15 protein-coding genes are annotated in these 18,768 nt (G+C 41.0%); 8 read left to right on the plus strand and 7 right to left on the minus strand.

Annotated features, from left to right (window positions below; genetic code table 11):
• Positions 1–30: 30 nt before the first annotated feature.
• From EQG61_RS04095 to EQG61_RS04115, 5 genes are read left to right on the plus strand one after another with little or no spacing between them, the layout of a single operon-like run.
• On the plus strand, positions 31–2,289 hold the full coding sequence (locus EQG61_RS04095) for a CotH kinase family protein (RefSeq protein ID WP_129460613.1): 2,259 nt from the start codon (positions 31–33) through the stop codon (positions 2,287–2,289).
• Positions 2,290–2,298: 9 nt separating this feature from the next.
• Entirely contained in the window at positions 2,299–2,682 is a 384-nt protein-coding gene (locus EQG61_RS04100) for a hypothetical protein (RefSeq protein WP_129460614.1), read from the plus strand.
• A gap of 8 nt (positions 2,683–2,690) precedes the next feature.
• Positions 2,691–3,473, plus strand: a complete 783-nt coding sequence (locus EQG61_RS04105) for a polyphosphate polymerase domain-containing protein (RefSeq protein ID WP_129460615.1) — start codon at positions 2,691–2,693, stop codon at positions 3,471–3,473.
• Entirely contained in the window at positions 3,442–4,077 is a 636-nt protein-coding gene (locus EQG61_RS04110) for a DUF4956 domain-containing protein (protein ID WP_164974879.1), read from the plus strand. Before EQG61_RS04105 ends, EQG61_RS04110 begins: the two co-directional genes overlap by 32 nt.
• Complete coding sequence (locus tag EQG61_RS04115) at positions 4,070–4,789, plus strand: DUF2490 domain-containing protein (RefSeq protein ID WP_129460617.1); 720 nt, start codon at positions 4,070–4,072, stop codon at positions 4,787–4,789. The genes EQG61_RS04110 and EQG61_RS04115 overlap by 8 nt, the downstream gene beginning before the upstream one ends.
• Here EQG61_RS04115 and EQG61_RS04120 read toward each other — a convergent pair.
• Complete coding sequence (locus EQG61_RS04120; protein WP_129460618.1) at positions 4,786–5,568, minus strand: DUF3050 domain-containing protein; 783 nt, start codon at positions 5,566–5,568, stop codon at positions 4,786–4,788. The two genes, EQG61_RS04115 and EQG61_RS04120, sit on opposite strands and share 4 nt — an antisense overlap.
• 231 nt (positions 5,569–5,799) lie before the next feature.
• On the opposite strand from EQG61_RS04120, the gene EQG61_RS04125 reads away from it, so the two are divergent.
• A complete protein-coding gene (locus tag EQG61_RS04125) occupies positions 5,800–8,325 on the plus strand; it encodes a zinc-dependent metalloprotease (RefSeq protein WP_129460619.1) in 2,526 nt (841 codons plus the stop codon).
• A gap of 68 nt (positions 8,326–8,393) precedes the next feature.
• On the opposite strand, the gene EQG61_RS04130 is transcribed toward EQG61_RS04125, so the two are convergent.
• The 6 genes from EQG61_RS04130 to EQG61_RS04155 all read right to left on the minus strand — a co-directional run bounded on the left by EQG61_RS04130 (position 8,394) and on the right by EQG61_RS04155 (position 13,177).
• Positions 8,394–9,572, minus strand: a complete 1,179-nt coding sequence (locus tag EQG61_RS04130) for an acyl-CoA dehydrogenase family protein (protein ID WP_129460620.1) — start codon at positions 9,570–9,572, stop codon at positions 8,394–8,396.
• A gap of 219 nt (positions 9,573–9,791) precedes the next feature.
• Entirely contained in the window at positions 9,792–10,526 is a 735-nt protein-coding gene (locus EQG61_RS04135; protein WP_129460621.1) for a hypothetical protein, read from the minus strand.
• 209 nt (positions 10,527–10,735) lie between these two features.
• Complete coding sequence (locus EQG61_RS04140) at positions 10,736–11,440, minus strand: tRNA1(Val) (adenine(37)-N6)-methyltransferase (protein ID WP_129460622.1); 705 nt, start codon at positions 11,438–11,440, stop codon at positions 10,736–10,738.
• Between the two features lie 91 nt (positions 11,441–11,531).
• Positions 11,532–11,882, minus strand: a complete 351-nt coding sequence (locus EQG61_RS04145; RefSeq protein WP_129460623.1) for a four helix bundle protein — start codon at positions 11,880–11,882, stop codon at positions 11,532–11,534.
• A 150-nt stretch (positions 11,883–12,032) separates the two neighbouring features.
• The gene (gene rimM / locus EQG61_RS04150; RefSeq protein ID WP_129460624.1) at positions 12,033–12,557 is read right to left on the minus strand and encodes a ribosome maturation factor RimM; all 525 of its coding nucleotides are present in this window, start codon (positions 12,555–12,557) and stop codon (positions 12,033–12,035) included.
• A gap of 14 nt (positions 12,558–12,571) precedes the next feature.
• Positions 12,572–13,177 carry a 30S ribosomal protein S16 gene (locus tag EQG61_RS04155; protein ID WP_129460625.1) on the minus strand — a complete coding sequence of 202 codons (606 nt, stop codon included), beginning with the start codon at positions 13,175–13,177 and terminating at the stop codon, positions 12,572–12,574.
• 181 nt (positions 13,178–13,358) lie between these two features.
• Here EQG61_RS04155 and EQG61_RS04160 point away from each other — a divergent pair, with 181 nt between their 5' ends.
• Together EQG61_RS04160 and dnaE are read left to right on the plus strand one after the other, a co-directional pair.
• Complete coding sequence (locus EQG61_RS04160) at positions 13,359–14,108, plus strand: DUF6252 family protein (protein ID WP_129460626.1); 750 nt, start codon at positions 13,359–13,361, stop codon at positions 14,106–14,108.
• A 134-nt stretch (positions 14,109–14,242) separates the two neighbouring features.
• Positions 14,243–18,751: a DNA polymerase III subunit alpha gene (gene dnaE / locus EQG61_RS04165; RefSeq protein WP_129460627.1), complete on the plus strand. Its 4,509-nt coding sequence runs from the start codon at positions 14,243–14,245 to the stop codon at positions 18,749–18,751.
• Positions 18,752–18,768 lie beyond the last annotated feature (17 nt).

The raw sequence follows: 18,768 nt of genomic DNA on the forward strand, positions 1-18,768 counted from the left end.
GTCTAATCAAGTTTAAATAATTTAGTAAAAATGAAAAAACTCTTAACTTGTTTTGTTGTTGTTCTCTTTGCAGGAATTGTGAAAGGGCAGTCCTTTTACGACACCAACACCATTCAAACTATCGAAATTACTTTTTCCCAAACGAATTGGGATGCCATTTTAGATGCGGCAGAAGCTTCTGATGTTTACACTCAAGCGCAATCGGTTTCTATTAATGGCACTGTATTTCCCAATGTTGGGGTGAAATACAAAGGGAATAGTTCGTATAATCCCAATAATGTTAAAAATCCATTTCACATTGAATTGGATGCCTATGTTAATCAAGACTATCAAGGCTATACCGATATTAAATTGAATAATGTTTTTTCCGATCCATCCTTTGTGCGTGAAACGGTTGCCTATGATATTTTACGCCAATACATGCATGCGCCCAAAGCCAATTATGCAAAGGTGTATGTGAATGGGACTTTCATCGGTCTGTATACCAACGTAGAGTCCATCTCTAAGAAGTTTGTTGATGCGCATTTTGGTTCCAATGGAAATGCTTTTTTTGATTGCAGTCCGCCAGCTGGAGCTGGTCCAGGTTCGTCCAACTATCCAAGTTTGGAATATTTAGGAACTTCCAGTGCGAGTTATACTGCCGCTTACGATATGAAATCATTGGATGGCTGGAATGACTTAATTAATTTGTGTAATGTGTTGAATAACAATACCGCCTCAATTGAAACCGTATTGGATGTTGATCGTGTACTTTGGATGCTAGCCTTCGATAATGTGATGGTGAATTTGGATAGTTATATCGGTAAGTTCAAACAAAATTATTATTTGTACAAAGACGATAACGGGCGCTTTAATCCAATCGTTTGGGATTTGAACATGTCGTTTGGAACGTTCAGTGATACAGGCTCGGGCAACCTTACCACAACTGCTGCAAAACGTCAAATGTCACACACCTTGCATTCAGCCGATGCGGCTTGGCCGTTGGTGAGTAAATTATTGGCTATCCCAACGTATAAGCGCAAATATTTAGCCCATTACAAAACGATTTTGGCAGAAAATATTTCCAACAATTCCTATTACACCAAAGCGCAAAGTTTCCAATCCTTAATTGCAAGTGATGTTGCTGCCGATGTCAATAAATTTTTTACTACCGCTCAATTTACGGCCAATTTGACAACTGATGTGGCTTCAGGGATGCAAACGGCACCAGGGTTATCGAGTTTAATGAATGGTAGAAATACGTATTTAGTGGCACAGTCCGATTTTACTGCCACGCAACCTTCTATTGCAGCAATAACCGCGGTACCTGCTGCACCCGCTTTAAATAGTACGTTCACCATGCGGGCTACCGTTACCAATGCCACAGCAAGTTCGGTGTACATCGGTTACCGGTTTAATGCACTCCAGCCTTTCACCAAAGTAACGATGTATGACGATGGAGCGCATAATGATGGTGCCGCCGGAGATAATGTCTATGGTACTCAACTTACGTTAGCAGCCATTTCAATGCAATATTATTTGTATGCAGAAAATGCAACCATTGGTAAGTTTGCTCCCGAGCGCGCCGAACATGAGTACTATACTTTGTTGGGCGATTATCCCGCAGTTACTTCAGGTCAAGTAGTGATTAATGAATTGATGGCACAAAATAACAGTACGATAACGGATGAGGTTGGCGAATTTGAAGATTGGGTAGAGTTGTATAACAATATGAGTTATCCTGTCGATTTAAGCGGATTTTACCTTAGTGATAATACCACCAATTTAACCAAATGGCAATTTCCTGTAGGAACCATTATTCCTGCCAATGGGTATTTAATAGTTTGGGCTGATGACGAAGCCATTGATGGTATACTCCATGCCGCTTGGAAATTATCCGCAACCGGTGAATCGGTTACGTTAGCCAATCCCGCACAAGTTGTCATTGATCAGGTGGTTTTTAATGCACAAACAGTCGATATGGGGTATGCCCGTGTACCAAACGGAACTGGAAATTTTGTGATTCAAGCGCCAACATATAATGCGAATAACAGTCCGCTGGCCACCGCCGAATTTGGAAATCAAACCCCAACCATGCAGATTGTACCCAATCCAACCCATGGTTCGGCAACGGTAGTGTTAAATCAAATCAATGAGAATACTAAAATTGAAGTATACAATATGTTAGGTCAATTGGTGCAAGAAACCAATGCTCAATTGGAAACCGTACTCAATTTTGATAGTAGGGTTTCTGGAACCTACCTTGTTAAATATGGAGCGTTAACCCAAAAAATAATTGTTATAAATTAAACTATAGTCATGAAAAAACTAGCATTTTTAGTAGTAATTACGATATTATCCTTGTCTTGTTCTCACGATGAAGGATACGGTGGATTGGCCACTATTCGAGGAAAAGTATTTGGAAAAGATTACAATTCGAATGGAAATGTTGTGGGACAAGGTTATGTGGGTGGTTTCAAAGTCTATATCAGTAAACACGGCGAACCCAATTATTTTGATAGTAAAGACTCCGCTCCCGATGGTTCATTCAAATTTGATTATCTCTACGAAGGGAAATACGATATTTGGGTCTATGGCGATTGTGATTATTGCGCTTGGGATCAAGTCTATGTGTTAAAAACCATAGAAATCACTTCTAAAAAACAAACGGTTGAAACCGAGGATTTTGTCGTTTCATTCTAATTAAAATAATGAATTTGCACCCACTTCATCCTACTATACAGCGCCTTCAAGGCATTTCATTGCACGAACTCGATGGTGTTGCTTTGCAAAATCGTATTGACTCGAAATACGTATTGACAAGCTCCCAACTCGAGGCATTGATGCCGATTATTATGCAGCATTATCAAGTGCTTGACATAGATGGCAACCGTATTTTTACCTACGAAAACAATTATTTTGATACTCCCGATTTGCGGTTTTATTACGATCATCACAATGGATATACCCAACGTATCAAAGTGCGAAGTCGGAAGTATGTGGAAACAGGGGCAAGTTTTTTTGAAATCAAGAAAAAGGAAAAGGTAGAGCGTACCCAAAAAATTCGGCAACCCCTTACCGACATTCTTTACCGATTGGATTCGGCTCGACAAGAATTAATTGATGGGTTTTCTAGAAAAAATGTGAAGAATCTGGAAGTAATACTATCCAATACATTTCAACGTATCACCTTTGTAAATAATGAATTTACCGAACGCATGACGTTGGATTTCAATATATCGTTTTCCAATGCTACAGATACCAAAGCATTGACCGATTATTACGTGTTGGAAATCAAACAACCCAAGTCGACCAATTCCCCCATAGTTAATGCATTAAAGTTGGACGGAATTCGTCAACGCGGTTTTAGTAAATACATCTACGGTGTGATGTTATTGCATCCAAGAATCAAAAAGAATAATTTTTTACCTCTAATTAAAAACTTAAATAAACTCAATGGAAATGGAAGAATTGACCACAACGAATGCCTTTAATTTACTTGATTTTGGTTCGCGCGCTGCAATTGATGTAGTTGCTTTACTTGTGTTAGTCGGGTTTATTTATTACCCCAAACACCGCAACAAAGACTTTGTCTTCACTTTTGTGTTGTTCAATATCATCAATTTTATGATTTGTTTCTTGTTGGGGACGGCCAAGATTAAAATGGGATTTGCCTTCGGGTTGTTTGCCATTTTCTCGATTATTCGTTACCGAACCATCATGGTGTCCATAAAGGATATGGGCTATTTCTTTGTCTGTGTGGCATTAGGGATGTTGAATTCTTTAGCTTCTTCCAAAGATGGATTTTTATTGTTAGCCGTTTGTAACGTGATTATTTTGATTATGACGTTCTTTTTAGAGCGTTTGAATTTTATCAACAACGAAAGCTACAAAGAGATTTTATACGATAATGTGCTTTTAATTCGCCCTGAACAACGCCAAGAATTAATGGAAGATTTACGCAATCGTACCGGATTGGAAGTGCACAAAGTAGATATTGTTTCCATAAATTATTTAAAAGATACCGTGTTGTTAAAAGCGTATTATTATTCAGCAGAAAGCGAAAATTCATTACCAACGAGTATTGACAATGACTAAGAAAATTCTCTTCTTTTGCCTAATGACTATGAGTTTGGCTGCTCAAAACATTGACAATCAATTGCGGTTGTCAGCGGCTGTGGATTATCAATTTGCAAAAAAATGGAAAGTAGAAACCCAATACCGCTATGGATTAGACCATGATTTTGGGGCTTTTCAATCCAGTGTAATTCAGACTGGTATTACGTATAAGTTGACGAAAAAATGGGACATCGAAGCCGGTTATCGTTTTGCTACCGCGTTCGATCATGATAATCACCGTTTGTTTGCCAGTGTAAAATTTGAACATAAATTCAAAAAGCAATACAGTATTAGCGCCCGAATACGCTACCAATGGACTACGCAACAATTTGATGCTGATTTCATGGCTAATTTTAAAGCGCCTTCGCAGTATCTTCGTGAACGCATTGCTTTTGAATATAATGTGCCGAAAAGCAAATGGTCATTCAATGTGGGCCCCGAATTTTTCATCCGTCTGGATAAAAGTCCGATTGCCTATCACCGAATCCGGTATTATGCTGGTGCCAAATACGATTTGAAGTATGGACAAGCCATCGGAATCACGTACTTCTTTGAAGATCGATACAAAGCCACTCAAGATGATCGCTCGGTATGGAATGTCAATTACAGCTTGTCCCTAGATACCTTATTGAAGAAATTGAAAAAGGGGAAAGACAAAGAAAAAAAGACTAAAAAAGAAAAAGCCGACTAAACGAGTTCGGCTTTTTGTACTACTTGCTCTTCAATCGCATTCCATAATCCAATGCGTTTTTCCAAGGCTTGTTGGGAAACTTCAAGCACTTCATTCCATTTGGATGCGCTGTCTCCACATAATTCGGTAATCATTTGCATCGCCATCGGACCGTGTTCGTCGGCATCCAATTCAATATGGCGCTCAAAATAATAGATCAGTTTTGACAAATCGGTTTGCGGGAAGTTCTGCTGAAAATTCTTTAAAATTTCCGTAAACATGTTCGGAATCAAATCTTCTCGACCAAACGTAAATGCCGCCGCAATTTTGTGGGGTTTTCCTTCTTCAATCACACGGAAGGTAAAATCTAAGAAAGCACGTACGTTGGGATGTACATCCGCATGCTTGATGGAAACAAAAATATTTTGAGTTTTTTGAATGTCTTCTAAAAATTGGCTCACCGTCACTACGTTGGCACCGCATTGGGCCATCGCATCCAAATACATTTCGTAATGACTCATTCGTCGTCCGTCTAAGGCAATATCCGTTTCTTCTGCTACAACAATCCCGTTGATTAAATAACGAATTTCTGGATTTCCCACAGGCAACCATGGTGTAGTTGTACAGGTCAACTTTTGTTGTAGAGCCTTCAATAACGACATAAAATCCCAAACCGCATACACATGGTTTTCCAAAAAACAGTGTAAATCTTCTGGGGTTCTCACTTTCTCGTATAACGAATGCTGCAACAACTGGTCTTTTAAAGGTTGAATAGCATTGTTAATTTCTCGGATTGTCATAGCGTATTTTTTTGTAAAAATAAAAAGGCTACCTAAATAACGGAAGAATTTTAAATCAATTTTATTTATTGTTTGATTTTTGGTTGGAAAAAAATGGTTGCTCTCATAAGTTAGCTTTGAAATCACAAGTAAGCCCTGTCAGTAATTTCAGAATAATCACATGTTAATTTTATTTTAAAATACGATAGTCTATTATCTAAATCGTATTTTTAGCCAACTAAACTCACAAACATGAATAGTAAATTCTTAAAGGTTTTTGTATTGTTTTTGCTTTTTTTCAATATAAAAACGGTTGCTCAAAAAAAGGATAAAGGTGCTCCACCGGTAACGCAAGAAGCCAAAAAACCGGAGACGAAGAAAGAGCCAAAGCCCTATAAAAAAGTAATCGATTCAACGGCAGTTACTCAAAAAGGGTTAATCGATGTGCACAAAGTTTCAGATAAATACTTGTTTGAAATTCCGGATGCTTTACTAGGAAAAGAAATTATGACCACCACACGGTATTCCAAAACACCTGCTGGAGGCGGAATTTTTGGTGGAGAAGAAGTAAATCGACAAGTTGTTCGTTTTGAAAAAGGGTTAAACAATACCCTCATTTTGCGTTCAATTACCTACGTAATCAGAGCAACTGAAGAGGATAAACCCATTACACAATCGGTTAAAAATTCCAGCGCCGACCCCATAATCGGGATTTATGACATATTAGCTTACAAAAAAGACGAGGCTGGGAAAAACAATGTAGCGAGCGTTATTGACATGACGCCCACTTTTGAAGCCGATGTGCAAACCTTTTCTTTGGATCCGATCAAAAAGCAATTGTTAAGTATACAAGCGTTTCAAAAAGACAAGTCGTTTATTCAATATGTAAAAAGTTTCCCCATCAATACTGAAATTAGAACTACAAAAACATTTAGTACGGTGGCGCCTCAAATTTCGCGTTCTCCTGCGCCCAAAATCGGAGTTGATTTGCCTGCAGGTTTAGACGCGGGTGTGGTGACAATGGAATTAAATACCTCTTTTATTTTGTTGCCTGAAAAGCCGATGCGCAAGCGTTCATTCGACAAACGCGTAGGGTATTTTGCCAATCGCTATGAGGTCTTTGAAGAGGATTCACAAAAAGCAGATACCGATGTTTTTGCAGTTCGCTGGCGCTTAGAGCCCAAAAATGAAGAGGATGCGCAAAAACAAAAACGGGGCGAATTGATCGAACCGTTAAAACCCATCGTTTATTACATCGACCCAGCAACACCTGATAAGTGGAAGCCGTTCATCAAACAAGGAATTGACGATTGGCAAGTTGCCTTTGAAGGTGCGGGTTGGAAAAATGCCATTCGTGGGGAATATTGGCCTGAGAACGATCCAACCATGAGCTTGGAGGATGCCCGTTTCTCAGTGTTGCGCTACTTTGCAGCCGAAATTCAAAATGCCTACGGTCCAAATGTGCACGATCCCAGAACGGGTGAAATCATGGAAAGTCATATCGGTTGGTACCACAACATCATGAGCTTATTGCGCGATTGGTATTTAATTCAAACCGCGGCTGTCGACCCGAAAGCACGCAATAAAAAGTTTGACGATAAATTGATGGGCGAACTCATTCGTTTTGTAGCTGCTCACGAAGTGGGACACACCCTAGGCTTACGCCACAATATGGGAGCTAGTAATGCGACTCCGGTGGAAATGTTGAGAAATCCCGAATACCAAAAGAAAAATGGACACACGTCTTCCATTATGGATTATGCCCGTTTCAATTATGTGGCACAACCAGGCGATGGGGTAACCGATTTGTTTCCACGCATTGGCGATTATGACAAATGGGCCATCAAATGGGGATATTCCTATTTTCCAGATGCGAAATCCGAAGACGAAGAGAAAGCCTTGCTGAATGAAATGACCAAAGAAGCGTACAAAAATCGCCGACTATGGTTTGGTACCGAAAGCAGTCCTTTTGATCCGCGTTATCAAACGGAAGACTTGGGAGATAATGCCATGAAAGCTTCAGAATATGGGATTAAAAACCTAAAAGTAATTTTGCCGAATCTCATCGAATGGAGTAAAGAAAAAGGTGAAGATTATTCCGAATTGGAAGATATGTATATGGCTTTAGTGGGTCAATTTAGACGCTATATGGGCCATGTAACGAAGAATGTGGGCGGAATTTATGAAACGCCAAAAACCTATGATATGCAAGGGAATGAATACGAAACGGTACCGTCAAGTATTCAAAACGAAGCCGTAGACTTTTTGAACAAGCAATTATTTAAGACACCTACGTGGTTGTTGGATCAAAATATTTTGGCAAAAATTTCTCCGGATAAAGGGGTCGAACTCATTCGCGGCATTCAAGACGGAACGCTTTCCAACTTATTGTCCTTAGATCGAATGGCACGCTTGCAAGAAACCGCTTCTTTAGGGAAAGAAAACTATTCGGTTGACGAATTGATGAGCGATTTGAAAGGCGGAATTTTCTCAGAACTAAAAGCCAATGCGCCTATTGATGTATACCGAAGAAATCTACAAAAAGCCTTTGTTTCGAAACTCATCGATGCCATCAAAATGGATAAAAGTGCAGTGGCCAATTTCAACGGAAGACGCATTGTTATGGTAGACACCGATTTGCCGTCTATTGCTCGCGGTCACTTGATTGAGTTGAAAGGTCAGCTAAAAGCGGCTTATGCCACAGCTACAGATCGATTAAGTAAATTCCATATCGCTGATTTAATTGCTAGAATTGACCAAGCGTTAAATCCGAATTAATATCTATAAGACACAAAAAAAATGCTTCACAATTCGTGAAGCATTTTTTATATCGAGTATTCTTATTTTTATTTAAAAGCCGCAAAACCGGTAATGTCCATACCTGTAATCAACAAGTGGATGTCGTGTGTACCTTCATACGTAATTACGGATTCTAAGTTCATACTGTGACGCATGATCGAATATTCACCGGTAATTCCCATACCACCCAAAATCTGACGTGCTTCACGAGCAATGTTAATCGCCATATCTACGTTGTTGCGTTTTGCCATTGAAATCTGAGCCGAAGTCGCTCTTCCTTCGTTACGCAATACGCCCAAACGCCACGTCAATAATTGCGCTTTGGTGATTTCGGTAATCATTTCGGCTAATTTCTTTTGTTGCAATTGCGTTGCGGCAATCGGTTTGTCAAATTGTACGCGCTCTTTCGCATAACGTAAAGCGGTGTCATAACAATCCATCGCAGCACCAATGGCTCCCCAAGCAATACCATAACGCGCCGAATCCAAGCAACCTAGCGGCGCGCCCAATCCGGATTTGTTGGGTAATAAATTTTCTTTGGGAACTTTAACGTTGTCAAAAATCAACTCCCCTGTTGCCGAAGCACGCAACGACCATTTGTTGTGCGTTTCCGGAGTTGAGAAACCTTCCATGCCGCGCTCCACGATTAACCCGTGAATACGACCCGTTTCATCTTTGGCCCAAACTACGGCAATGTCTGCAAAGGGTGCATTCGAAATCCACATTTTAGCCCCGTTCAACAAATAATGGTCACCCATATCTTTGAAGTTGGTCACCATACCTCCCGGATTCGATCCAAAGTCGGGTTCGGTCAAGCCAAAACAACCCATCATTTCACCGGTCGCCAATTTGGGAAGGTATTTCATGCGTTGTTCTTCGTTGCCGTATTTCCAAATTGGATACATCACCAAAGACGATTGTACCGATGAGGTCGAACGTACGCCCGAATCCCCGCGTTCAATTTCTTGCATAATCAAACCATAGGAAATTTGGTCCAATCCTGCACCTCCGTATTCCTCGGGAATGTAGGGGCCAAATCCGCCGATTTCTCCCAAACCTTTGATGATTTGTTTCGGGAATTCCGCACGTTGCGCATAATCCTCAATGATGGGAGAAACTTCGCGTTTCACCCAAGCACGGGCTGCATCACGTACCAATTTATGTTCGTCTGTCAATAGATCATCCAACAAATAATAGTCGGGTGCCTGAAATAAGTCTGGTTTCATTTGTTTGTTATTGTTGTTGACGGACTTACCGTCGGATTGTTATTTTACGAAAACGTTTGCAAATTTAACAAAACCAACTTCAGAAAGAAACGAACAACTGTTATTTTTTGGAGCTTTTTCCTGCTGTCCGCTGTACTTGCCTTCCGGAGAAGGGAGGTCTCCCTCCTTACGTCGGGAGGATGTCGCTCCTACCTGCCAGCCAGCAGACAGGTCAGGAAGCTAGGGCTTGGGTGCAACAATGACCGCTTGGCCTTCGAATTCCTTCTTTTTCTGCAAGAAAAATTCCGTTAATTCCAAGCCGTCTTCACGCGCCAAAATGGGTTTTATTTTAGGGTCTTGAAGGCAGTAAGCTATAAATACCTCTTTTTGTTCGGGTTTGATATGAAGGGTGGTTTCCCAATAATCTTCTGTAAACCGACTTTCGATAAACTCGTTTACCGTTGGCGCAGGAGCAGTTGTCGATTCTTCGGATTTCTTTTTGAATAAACCGCCCAGTTTTTTGAAAATACTCACAAAGTCGACACCAAGGGGCATCGAACCGTTGTAAACCCCCGTGTAACGTTCAAATTCGGCATTTTTAATAGCGGCCATTTTCGCGTCTGCGGGATCAAATTTTACTTTTACTTTGTTTAACTTGGTAACGTCCACTTCGTCCAGTTGTATGGCTTTTGGGGTGAGTTCTTCTTCATAAAGCCAGGTGGTCGCACTCATGATAATGATTTTTTTGACTTCAAAATCGGGGTGCACCAAATACAACACATCGTCCAACGCCACATCGATTTCGAAATAACCATTGGCATCGGTTGTGACATGTTTTTTGGTGCGCTCGTTGGCGACATCCACTTTGGAAACGTATAGTTCTTGAGAGCGCAACGTACCGTGAATGCGGAATTCTTGGGCGTGTACCCATGAAAAACTGAAAATGAAAAGGAGAGCAGCGAGTATTGGTTTCATGGTCTTGTGGTTGTACAACGAAAGTACGAAGGTTGCCACCGACCCTTTTCCAAAGTTTTGTTAATTAAAAACTAGCGAAATGTGAAAGTTTTTCTACATGATTTGAAAAGCGGCAGGTCTTTTTTAGCCCCGATAGGAGCAAGCTACCGTGTAGCGCGGATAGCGGGGAGGTACGGGAAAATAAATGGGGCTACAGCTCCTAAGTCGGCTTATTTGATATAAAACTCTTGTGTCAATGTTCGGTAAGCTTCCGTGTAATTGTGACGCGTGGTTTCAATAATTAAGGAGTCGATTTGTGGTTCTTCGGGTTGTCGGGAAAACGCCAACAAACTGCGTTTGATTTCGGATTCGGGCGTACCTTGAACGCGGGTGATTTTAAACGGGAAAAGGTCGTTTTCTGCAGCGAGAGCAATAAAATTCTCTTCTTCTTTGTGGGGAATGATAACGGCCAAAACGCCATTTACAGTGAGGAGAATGCCAGCGGCTTCGCAAAGATCTTCAAAAGGCAAGGATGCTTTTTGACGGGCTTGATCCCGTTGTTCATTACCGGACGACACGGTTTCCGAGTAAAAAGGCGGATTGGAAACAATTAAATCATATTCCTCGTCTTGGAGATCATCCATGAAGTCGTCGAGTGAGGCATGAAAACAAAAGAGACGGTCGTTCCAGGGCGAATTTTCAAAATTTTCAACCGCTTGTTCGAAAGCATCACCATCGATTTCTAGCGCTTCAATTTGTTCGGCAAAGCAGCGTTGCGCTACCATCAATGCAATCAGACCTGTTCCGGTTCCAATATCCAACACGGAATAGGGTTGGTGCTCCAGTGGACACCAAGCGCCCAGCAGCACACCGTCTGTTCCCACTTTCATGGCACAACGGTCTTGTTCAATGGTGAATTGTTTGAATAGAAACATAGGGGTGAAATCTAAGTGGGGAAATTCCAATTTGGAAATTCCAATATTAAAAATTCCAAAAAAAAAAAAACCGAAATTCCGATGGGCAAAATTAGGAAGAACTTTTGGATATAATGGCGGAAAATATTTTTCTTAGTTCATCGGCTTCCTCAAATAATGAAATGGAGTTATCATTATAATCAGGATTTAATTCTTGCAATAGTCGTATCCAATATTTCGATTCTTTTGCTTCTTTTCGGGATATTTTTATTCTAAACAAAAAGTCTTTATCGCCAAGTTTTTCATTAGCTTCAATGTAATTCGCCCCAACCGAACCCGATGAACGAACAAGTTGTTTTCCATCTTCTATGTTTGAAATTGTTTTGGGAAGTTTTTGAATGTATAATCTGCAGTTTTTTGCAAATAAATAGGTTCTTTCTTCTAAGTCATAAGGCTTTTCCATAAAATCTTGATTTGGCGTTTAAAAAAAAAATTGGATTTTGGAATTTAAGTTATTGGAATTTGGCTTTTAGGGTATTGGAATTTAGAAATTAAGTTGTTGGAATTTGGAATTTTTAATATTGGAATTTCTAAATAAAGGTATTAGAATTTCCTAAATATACAAATCCACCAATCCCACCGGTGTATTAAGTACAATTTTCTTTTGAGCACGATTCACCTCGATGATGAAGTCGTCAATCATAGGAACGAGAATTTGTCGGGTGTTCCACTCGATTTCAAAAAGGGGTTGGGCAGAAGAGTCATTAACACCTGTGATTGTTCCTATGGGTCCGAGGCGTTGGTCTTCAACCGCAAATCCGATAATTTCGTGAAAGTAGAATTTATTGCCTTCCAGTTGCGGCAAGGCAGATAGCGGGAGGTAAATTTCGCAGCCGATAATTTCATCAGCTTCCGCTTCACTGTCCACATCTTCAAATTTTACGCGTAAGAAGTCGCCTTTGTGAAGATTGGAATTTTCAATAAAAAATGGAATCAGATCTTTGCCAAAATCGACAAATACTGATTCCATATTTTCATACATTTCGGGTTCGTCCGTGTCTAGATAGATGAGAACTTCCCCTTTAAAGCTAAATTTTTTCGCGATTTTGCCGAGATAGAAACAGTCTTTCTTACGCATTACCGCTGGGTATATTAAGCTTCAGTTTCGTTGTTTTCTTCAGCAGCAGGAGCTTCTTCTGTAGTTTCTTCAACTGCAGGAGCTTCTTCAGCAACTTCAGCAACTGTTTCTTCTACAGCTTCTTCAGCAGTAGCTTCTTCAGCAGCCGCTTCAGCTTCAGCCGCTTTTAATGCTTCTTCAGCCGCTTTTGCACGTTTTTCGTTAACTTCTTTTTCAGCTTTTAACGCTTTTGCTTTTGCATCATCTTTTGCTTTAGCCAAACCGTCTTTTTTCGCATCAACTTTAGAAGCTTTTTCTTCTAACCATGCAGCTAATTTTGCATCAGCTTGTTCTTGCGTTAAAGCACCTTTACGAACACCGCCATCTAAGTGGTGTTTTAATAAAGCACCTTTGTACGATAAAATAGCTCTTGCAGTATCAGTAGGTTGAGCACCATTGTGTAACCATTGAACCGCTTTGTCTAAGTTTAATTCGATCGTAGCAGGATTCGTGTTTGGATTGTAAGTTCCTACTTTTTCTAAGAATTTACCATCGCGTTTTGAGCGTGCATCTGCAGCAACAATCCAGTAAAAAGGCTTCCCTTTTTTACCGTGTCTTTGTAATCTAATTTTTACTGACATAATCTATTGATTAAATTATGGGGTTCCCGACCCCGATTAATAAGGGCGCAAATATACAAAACTTTTTAAATCAACCGACTGGTAATTAAAAATTTAGTGAACCAAGATAAAATCGTTAAAAAATGACCGATAATTCGCCAAAAAAACTATTTTTGTGCTGATATAAACGATATTAGAATTCATGAAGAAATACATTGCCCTTTTTCTAGCTGTAGCTTCATTCGTTTCCTGCAGTGAAGAAGTGAAGTTTAACGATCCCGGTTTACAAGGATACCGTGACGGAATTTTATTCCGCGGTATTGATGTAAAAGCCTATAAATCCTCAAATGGAGCGATTAGTCTTGTAGGTTTGGCGCAAGATGAAGATTTAACTATGGATGTAAGTTCAGGAAATGTTGGAACCTATTATTTTGGAACCACCAACACAGCAACTAAAGCAACATATACATCTTCATTCAACGATATTGTGGTGGATTATGAAACCAAAATCATTAATGGCCCTGTTGCTGGTATTGCCAAAAATTTCCCTTCAGCGGGTTCGGGTTACACGCCCAATTGTACTACCTTGAATGGTGTATTAACGTGTAGCGGTTCGTATCCTACAACGGGTGGAAATGGTAGTGGTTTAACCTTATCTATTGCAACCAATGCTGCGGGTGGTGTGACTTCTGTAAAAGTAGCTTCTCCCGGAAACAACTACAAAGCCGGCGATTTAATTACGATCGTTGGTGGCAATAACAATGCTAAAGTTCGCGTTTTGAATGTAGAAGGAAGCAATGGTGAATTAGTCATCACTGAAAACACGGGAAGTACAATTTCTGGAACATTCAAATTCAATGCGGTACAAACTTCAAACAATCCTTCTTACGGAGAATTGGTAAATTTCCAATACGGAACATTTTATAAAGTGCCGATTTTACCGGCACCGTAATATTTACAACGCATACACAAAAGCTGTCCATTGGGCAGCTTTTTTTGTTGATAACTATTCCTTGAAACTTCCTTGCCGAAAGTGTATTTTTGAAAAGTAAGGCCGCTAAATGAAACAGCCTCTTTTTCAGGAATATGTATTTAATTTTTGATACCGAAACCACGGGTTTACCCCGTAATTGGGCAGCCCCCATTACCGATACCGACAATTGGCCGCGTGCAGTGCAAATTGCTTGGCAGTTGCACGACGAGCTCGGAAACTTGATCGATAATCAAGATTACCTTGTAATTCCCGAAGGATATGATATTCCCTATGATGCGGAACGCGTACATGGAATTTCTACTGAATTGGCACATAAGTACGGGGTACCGTTACAAGAAATGCTCTTGAAATTCAATGAAGCTTTAGCGCAAGCTAAATTTATTGTGGGTCAAAATGTAGGTTTCGACGTCAATATTATGGGGTGCGAATTCTATCGCGCCGGTATTGCAACAAATTTGGCGCAACTCCCCGTTTTGGATACCTGTACCGAAGTTACCGCTGAAATGCTCAAACTTCCGGGCGGTCGTGGCGGTCGATATAAATTGCCTACGTTAACGGAATTACATCAGTACTTGTTTGGCGAACCTTTCGGCGAAGCTCATAATGCCACCGCCGACGTAGAAGCGACTACGCGTTGTTTCCTTGAATTGATTAAGCGGGAGGTGTTTACCAAGGAAGAATTGGATGCGCCAAGCGATTATTACCGCCGTTTTCAAGAGCACCATCCAGGAGTTATTCGGCCTATCGGACTCACGCATTTGAACCTGAAAAAGGAATCGGAGGATTTGCGTAAAAAAGCCGCACCCGTAGCTGCTGCGCCCGTTTCCACACAAGATATTCAACAAGGTCAAGCCGAAATGGCCGCCGTCGATTTTGTGCATTTACATAATCATACCCAGTTTTCTGTTTTACAATCCACCATATCTGTTAAAGATTTAGTAAGTGCGGCTGTGAAGCAGAAAATGCCAGCCGTGGCCATGACGGATATGGGTAACATGATGGGAGCTTTCCATTTTGTTCGGGACGTTTTGGCGCATAATAAATCCGCCAAACAAAAAAATGAACAAGCCCTTGAAGCGGGTGAATCGCCTTCTGAAACAATCATCAAACCGATTGTAGGTTGTGAATTCAATGTGTGTGACAACCACAAAGATCGTACGCGCAAAGACAACGGCTATCAAGTAGTTTTTTTAGCCAAAAATAAACGCGGTTATCATAATCTGGCCAAAATGGCTTCCATCGCCTATACGGCTGGATTTTATTATGTGCCCCGAATTGATCGCGCGATTATCGAACAATACAAAGATGATATCATCGTCTTAACAGGAAGTTTGTACGGCGAAGTTCCAAGTAAGATTTTGAATATCGGACTTAATCAAGCGGAGGAAGCGCTTTTGTGGTGGAAATCCCAGTTTGGGGAAGATTTGTATATCGAACTCATGCGCCATAATCAGGAAGATGAAAACCGCGTGAACAGTGCGTTGATTGATCTTTCGCGCAAGCACAACATCAAAACGGTGGCGACTAACAATGTTTTCTATGTACAAAAAGAAGATGCCAATGCGCATGATATCCTGTTGTGTGTGCGGGATGGTGAAAAGCAATCTACACCCATAGGTCGCGGTCGTGGCTACCGTTTTGGATTGCCCAACCAAGAATACTATTTTAAGTCGGGTGCCGAAATGAAGCAATTGTTTGCCGATTTCCCCGAAGCCATTACCAATATCGCTGAAGTTGTAGATAAAATTGAAATCTACGAATTGGCACGAGAAGTTTTGTTGCCCAAATTTGAAATTCCGGCCGAGTTTGAAGACCCGTTAGACGCTGAAGATGGCGGAAAACGAGGTGAGAACAAATACTTAAGCTACCTTACGTTCAAAGGGGCTGAGAAACGCTACCCCGAAATCACTCCCGATATCAAAGAACGCCTCGATTTTGAGTTGGCTACTATTGAACGCACCGGTTACCCGGGTTACTTTTTGATTGTACAGGATTTCATTGCGGAAGCTCGAAATATGGGCGTTTCCGTGGGGCCCGGTCGTGGTTCGGCGGCGGGAAGTGCTGTAGCCTATTGTTTGGGCATTACGAACATCGACCCGATTGCGTACGATTTACTTTTTGAGCGTTTCTTGAATCCGGACCGGGTGTCCATGCCCGATATCGATATTGACTTTGACGATGAGGGTCGTAGTAAAGTCATGGACTACGTAATTCAAAAATACGGTTCCAATCAGGTGGCGCAAATCATTACGTACGGTACAATGGCTGCCAAATCCTCGGTGCGTGATACCGCTCGGGTATTGGATTTGCCCTTATTTGAAGCCGATAAAATTGCAAAGTTGATTCCGAATAACTTGAATTTGGCTAAAATTTTCACCTTAGAAAATGACAAACTCAAAGCCGCTTTGCGTTCGGATGAATTTGATAAAGTCAAAGAATTAATTGAATTGGCAAATGGCGGTGATCTCAGTTCGGAGACCATTCAACAAGCCAAAGTTTTGGAAGGAAACCTACGGAATACCGGGATTCACGCCTGTGGGGTAATTATTACGCCTAGTGACATTACTGATTATGTTCCGGTGGCTACGGCGAAGGATTCCGATTTGTATGTGACTCAATTTGACAACTCCGTTGTTGAAAGCGCGGGATTGTTGAAAATGGACTTCTTGGGTTTGAAAACCCTAACCTTGATAAAAGATACCTGCAAGTTGGTGAAATACCGCACCGGAATTGAATTGGATCCCGACACTTTCCCGATAGATGATGTGAAAACCTATGAGTTGTTCCAACGCGGAGAAACAGTAGGGATTTTCCAATACGAATCTCCGGGGATGCAGAAATACATGAAAGAGTTGAAGCCAACGGTTTTCGGGGATTTGATTGCGATGAATGCCTTATACCGTCCGGGACCGTTGGAGTATATTCCCTCGTTTATTCGCCGTAAAAATGGGGAAGAACCCATCACCTACGATTTGGATGCCTGTGAGGAATATTTGAAAGAAACCTACGGAATTACGGTCTATCAGGAGCAGGTAATGTTGTTGTCGCAAAAGTTGGCCAACTTCTCCAAAGGGGATGCCGACGTTTTGCGGAAAGCAATGGGTAAGAAGCAAAAAGATGTCTTGGATAAAATGAAATCCAAGTTCATTGATCAAGCCGTTGCCAATGGGCATGAGGCGGAAAGATTGGATAAAATTTGGAAAGACTGGGAAGCGTTTGCTAGTTATGCCTTTAATAAATCGCATTCCACTTGTTATGCTTGGATCGCCTATCAAACGGCTTATTTAAAAGCGCATTATCCAGCGGAATACATGGCGGCCGTGCTTTCTAACAATATGAATGATATCAAACAGGTGTCGTTTTTTATGGAAGAATGTAAACGAATGGGCTTGAATGTTTTGGGTCCAGATGTGAACGAATCCTTTTATAAGTTTACGGTTAACGAATCGTATGCCGTTCGTTTTGGAATGGGTGCGATAAAAGGGGTAGGTCAAGGTGCTGTAGATACCATTGTGGCCTGCCGTAAAGATGGAAAATACCGTTCAATCTTTGATTTGGCAAAACGCATAGATTTGCGGGCTGCTAATAAAAAGGCATTTGAAAACTTAGCTCTTGCGGGAGGATTTGATTGTTTTGAAAATACCCATCGGGCGCAATATTTTCATCACGATGGGGACAATATCACGTTTTTAGAAAAAGCGATGCGCTATGGATCGAAGTTTCAAGAGAACGAGAATTCGGCGCAAGTCAGTTTGTTCGGCGAAGCGAGTGAAGTGCAAATTGCCGAGCCTCAAATTCCGCCCTGTGAAGAGTGGACGACCATGGCTAAATTGGCGCGAGAGCGTGAAGTAGTAGGAATTTACATTTCGGGACATCCGTTGGACGATTACCGTTTTGAGATGAAATATTTCTGCAATGTGAAATTGGAGCATTTGAGAAATCTAGAAGGTTTGGTTAATAAAACGGTGACCTTTGGAGGCATTGTGTCCAATGTACAATACAAAACGGGCAAGAATGGAAAAGATTGGGCAATGTTCACTTTGGAGGGTTATGACGAAAGTTTTGAGTTCCGCATTTTTGATGAAGAATATTTGAAGTTCCGTCATTTTTTGGTGAACAATCAATTTGTGTTTTTTAAAGTGTTGGTACGTGAAGGTTGGGTGAATCGTGAAACAGGAAAACGCTCGGATCCCCGAATTACGTTTCAAGAGGTGAAATTGTTGGCCGATGTATTGCCGACTTTTGCCAAAAAATTGGTTATCCAAATGAATATTCAAGAGTTGCATCAAGCGATGATTGAGCAATTGGCGGTCCTATTCCAGACACACAAAGGCGACCACCAAGTGTCGTTTGAGGTTATGGAGTTGGAGCGCGTAAAGAAAAAAGTGGAGTTGGCTGCTAAATCGGTTGAAGTAACAGCAGAAGAAACTGGAGAAGAAGATTTGGATGCGGATTCATTTGATGCTGAAGTTCCTGCAGAAACCGAAGAAATTAAGGTGGTCACGTATTTGGCCATGCCTTCGCGCAAAGCAAAAATCAAGATTTCAAGTGAATTGTTGAGTGAGTTGGAGAAGTTGCAAGTCAATTTCAAATTGAACTAAGTATCAGTTTCAATGAT

It is taken from the genome of Flavobacterium stagni (assembly GCF_004122105.1).
Lineage (GTDB): Bacteria > Bacteroidota > Bacteroidia > Flavobacteriales > Flavobacteriaceae > Flavobacterium > Flavobacterium stagni.

Bases quoted from the DNA above. Each gene is read 5' to 3' on its own strand.
- EQG61_RS04095 (WP_129460613.1), top strand. From the start codon at position 31: ATGAAAAAACTCTTAACTTGTTTTGTTGTTGTTCTCTTTGCAGGAATT.
- EQG61_RS04100 (WP_129460614.1), top strand. From the start codon at position 2,299: ATGAAAAAACTAGCATTTTTAGTAGTAATTACGATATTATCCTTGTCT.
- EQG61_RS04105 (WP_129460615.1), top strand. From the start codon at position 2,691: ATGAATTTGCACCCACTTCATCCTACTATACAGCGCCTTCAAGGCATT.
- EQG61_RS04110 (WP_164974879.1), top strand. From the start codon at position 3,442: ATGGAAGAATTGACCACAACGAATGCCTTTAATTTACTTGATTTTGGT.
- EQG61_RS04115 (WP_129460617.1), top strand. From the start codon at position 4,070: ATGACTAAGAAAATTCTCTTCTTTTGCCTAATGACTATGAGTTTGGCT.
- EQG61_RS04120 (WP_129460618.1), bottom strand. From the start codon at position 5,568: ATGACAATCCGAGAAATTAACAATGCTATTCAACCTTTAAAAGACCAG.
- EQG61_RS04125 (WP_129460619.1), top strand. From the start codon at position 5,800: ATGAATAGTAAATTCTTAAAGGTTTTTGTATTGTTTTTGCTTTTTTTC.
- EQG61_RS04130 (WP_129460620.1), bottom strand. From the start codon at position 9,572: ATGAAACCAGACTTATTTCAGGCACCCGACTATTATTTGTTGGATGAT.
- EQG61_RS04135 (WP_129460621.1), bottom strand. From the start codon at position 10,526: ATGAAACCAATACTCGCTGCTCTCCTTTTCATTTTCAGTTTTTCATGG.
- EQG61_RS04140 (WP_129460622.1), bottom strand. From the start codon at position 11,440: ATGTTTCTATTCAAACAATTCACCATTGAACAAGACCGTTGTGCCATG.
- EQG61_RS04145 (WP_129460623.1), bottom strand. From the start codon at position 11,882: ATGGAAAAGCCTTATGACTTAGAAGAAAGAACCTATTTATTTGCAAAA.
- rimM (WP_129460624.1), bottom strand. From the start codon at position 12,557: ATGCGTAAGAAAGACTGTTTCTATCTCGGCAAAATCGCGAAAAAATTT.
- EQG61_RS04155 (WP_129460625.1), bottom strand. From the start codon at position 13,177: ATGTCAGTAAAAATTAGATTACAAAGACACGGTAAAAAAGGGAAGCCT.
- EQG61_RS04160 (WP_129460626.1), top strand. From the start codon at position 13,359: ATGAAGAAATACATTGCCCTTTTTCTAGCTGTAGCTTCATTCGTTTCC.
- dnaE (WP_129460627.1), top strand. From the start codon at position 14,243: ATGTATTTAATTTTTGATACCGAAACCACGGGTTTACCCCGTAATTGG.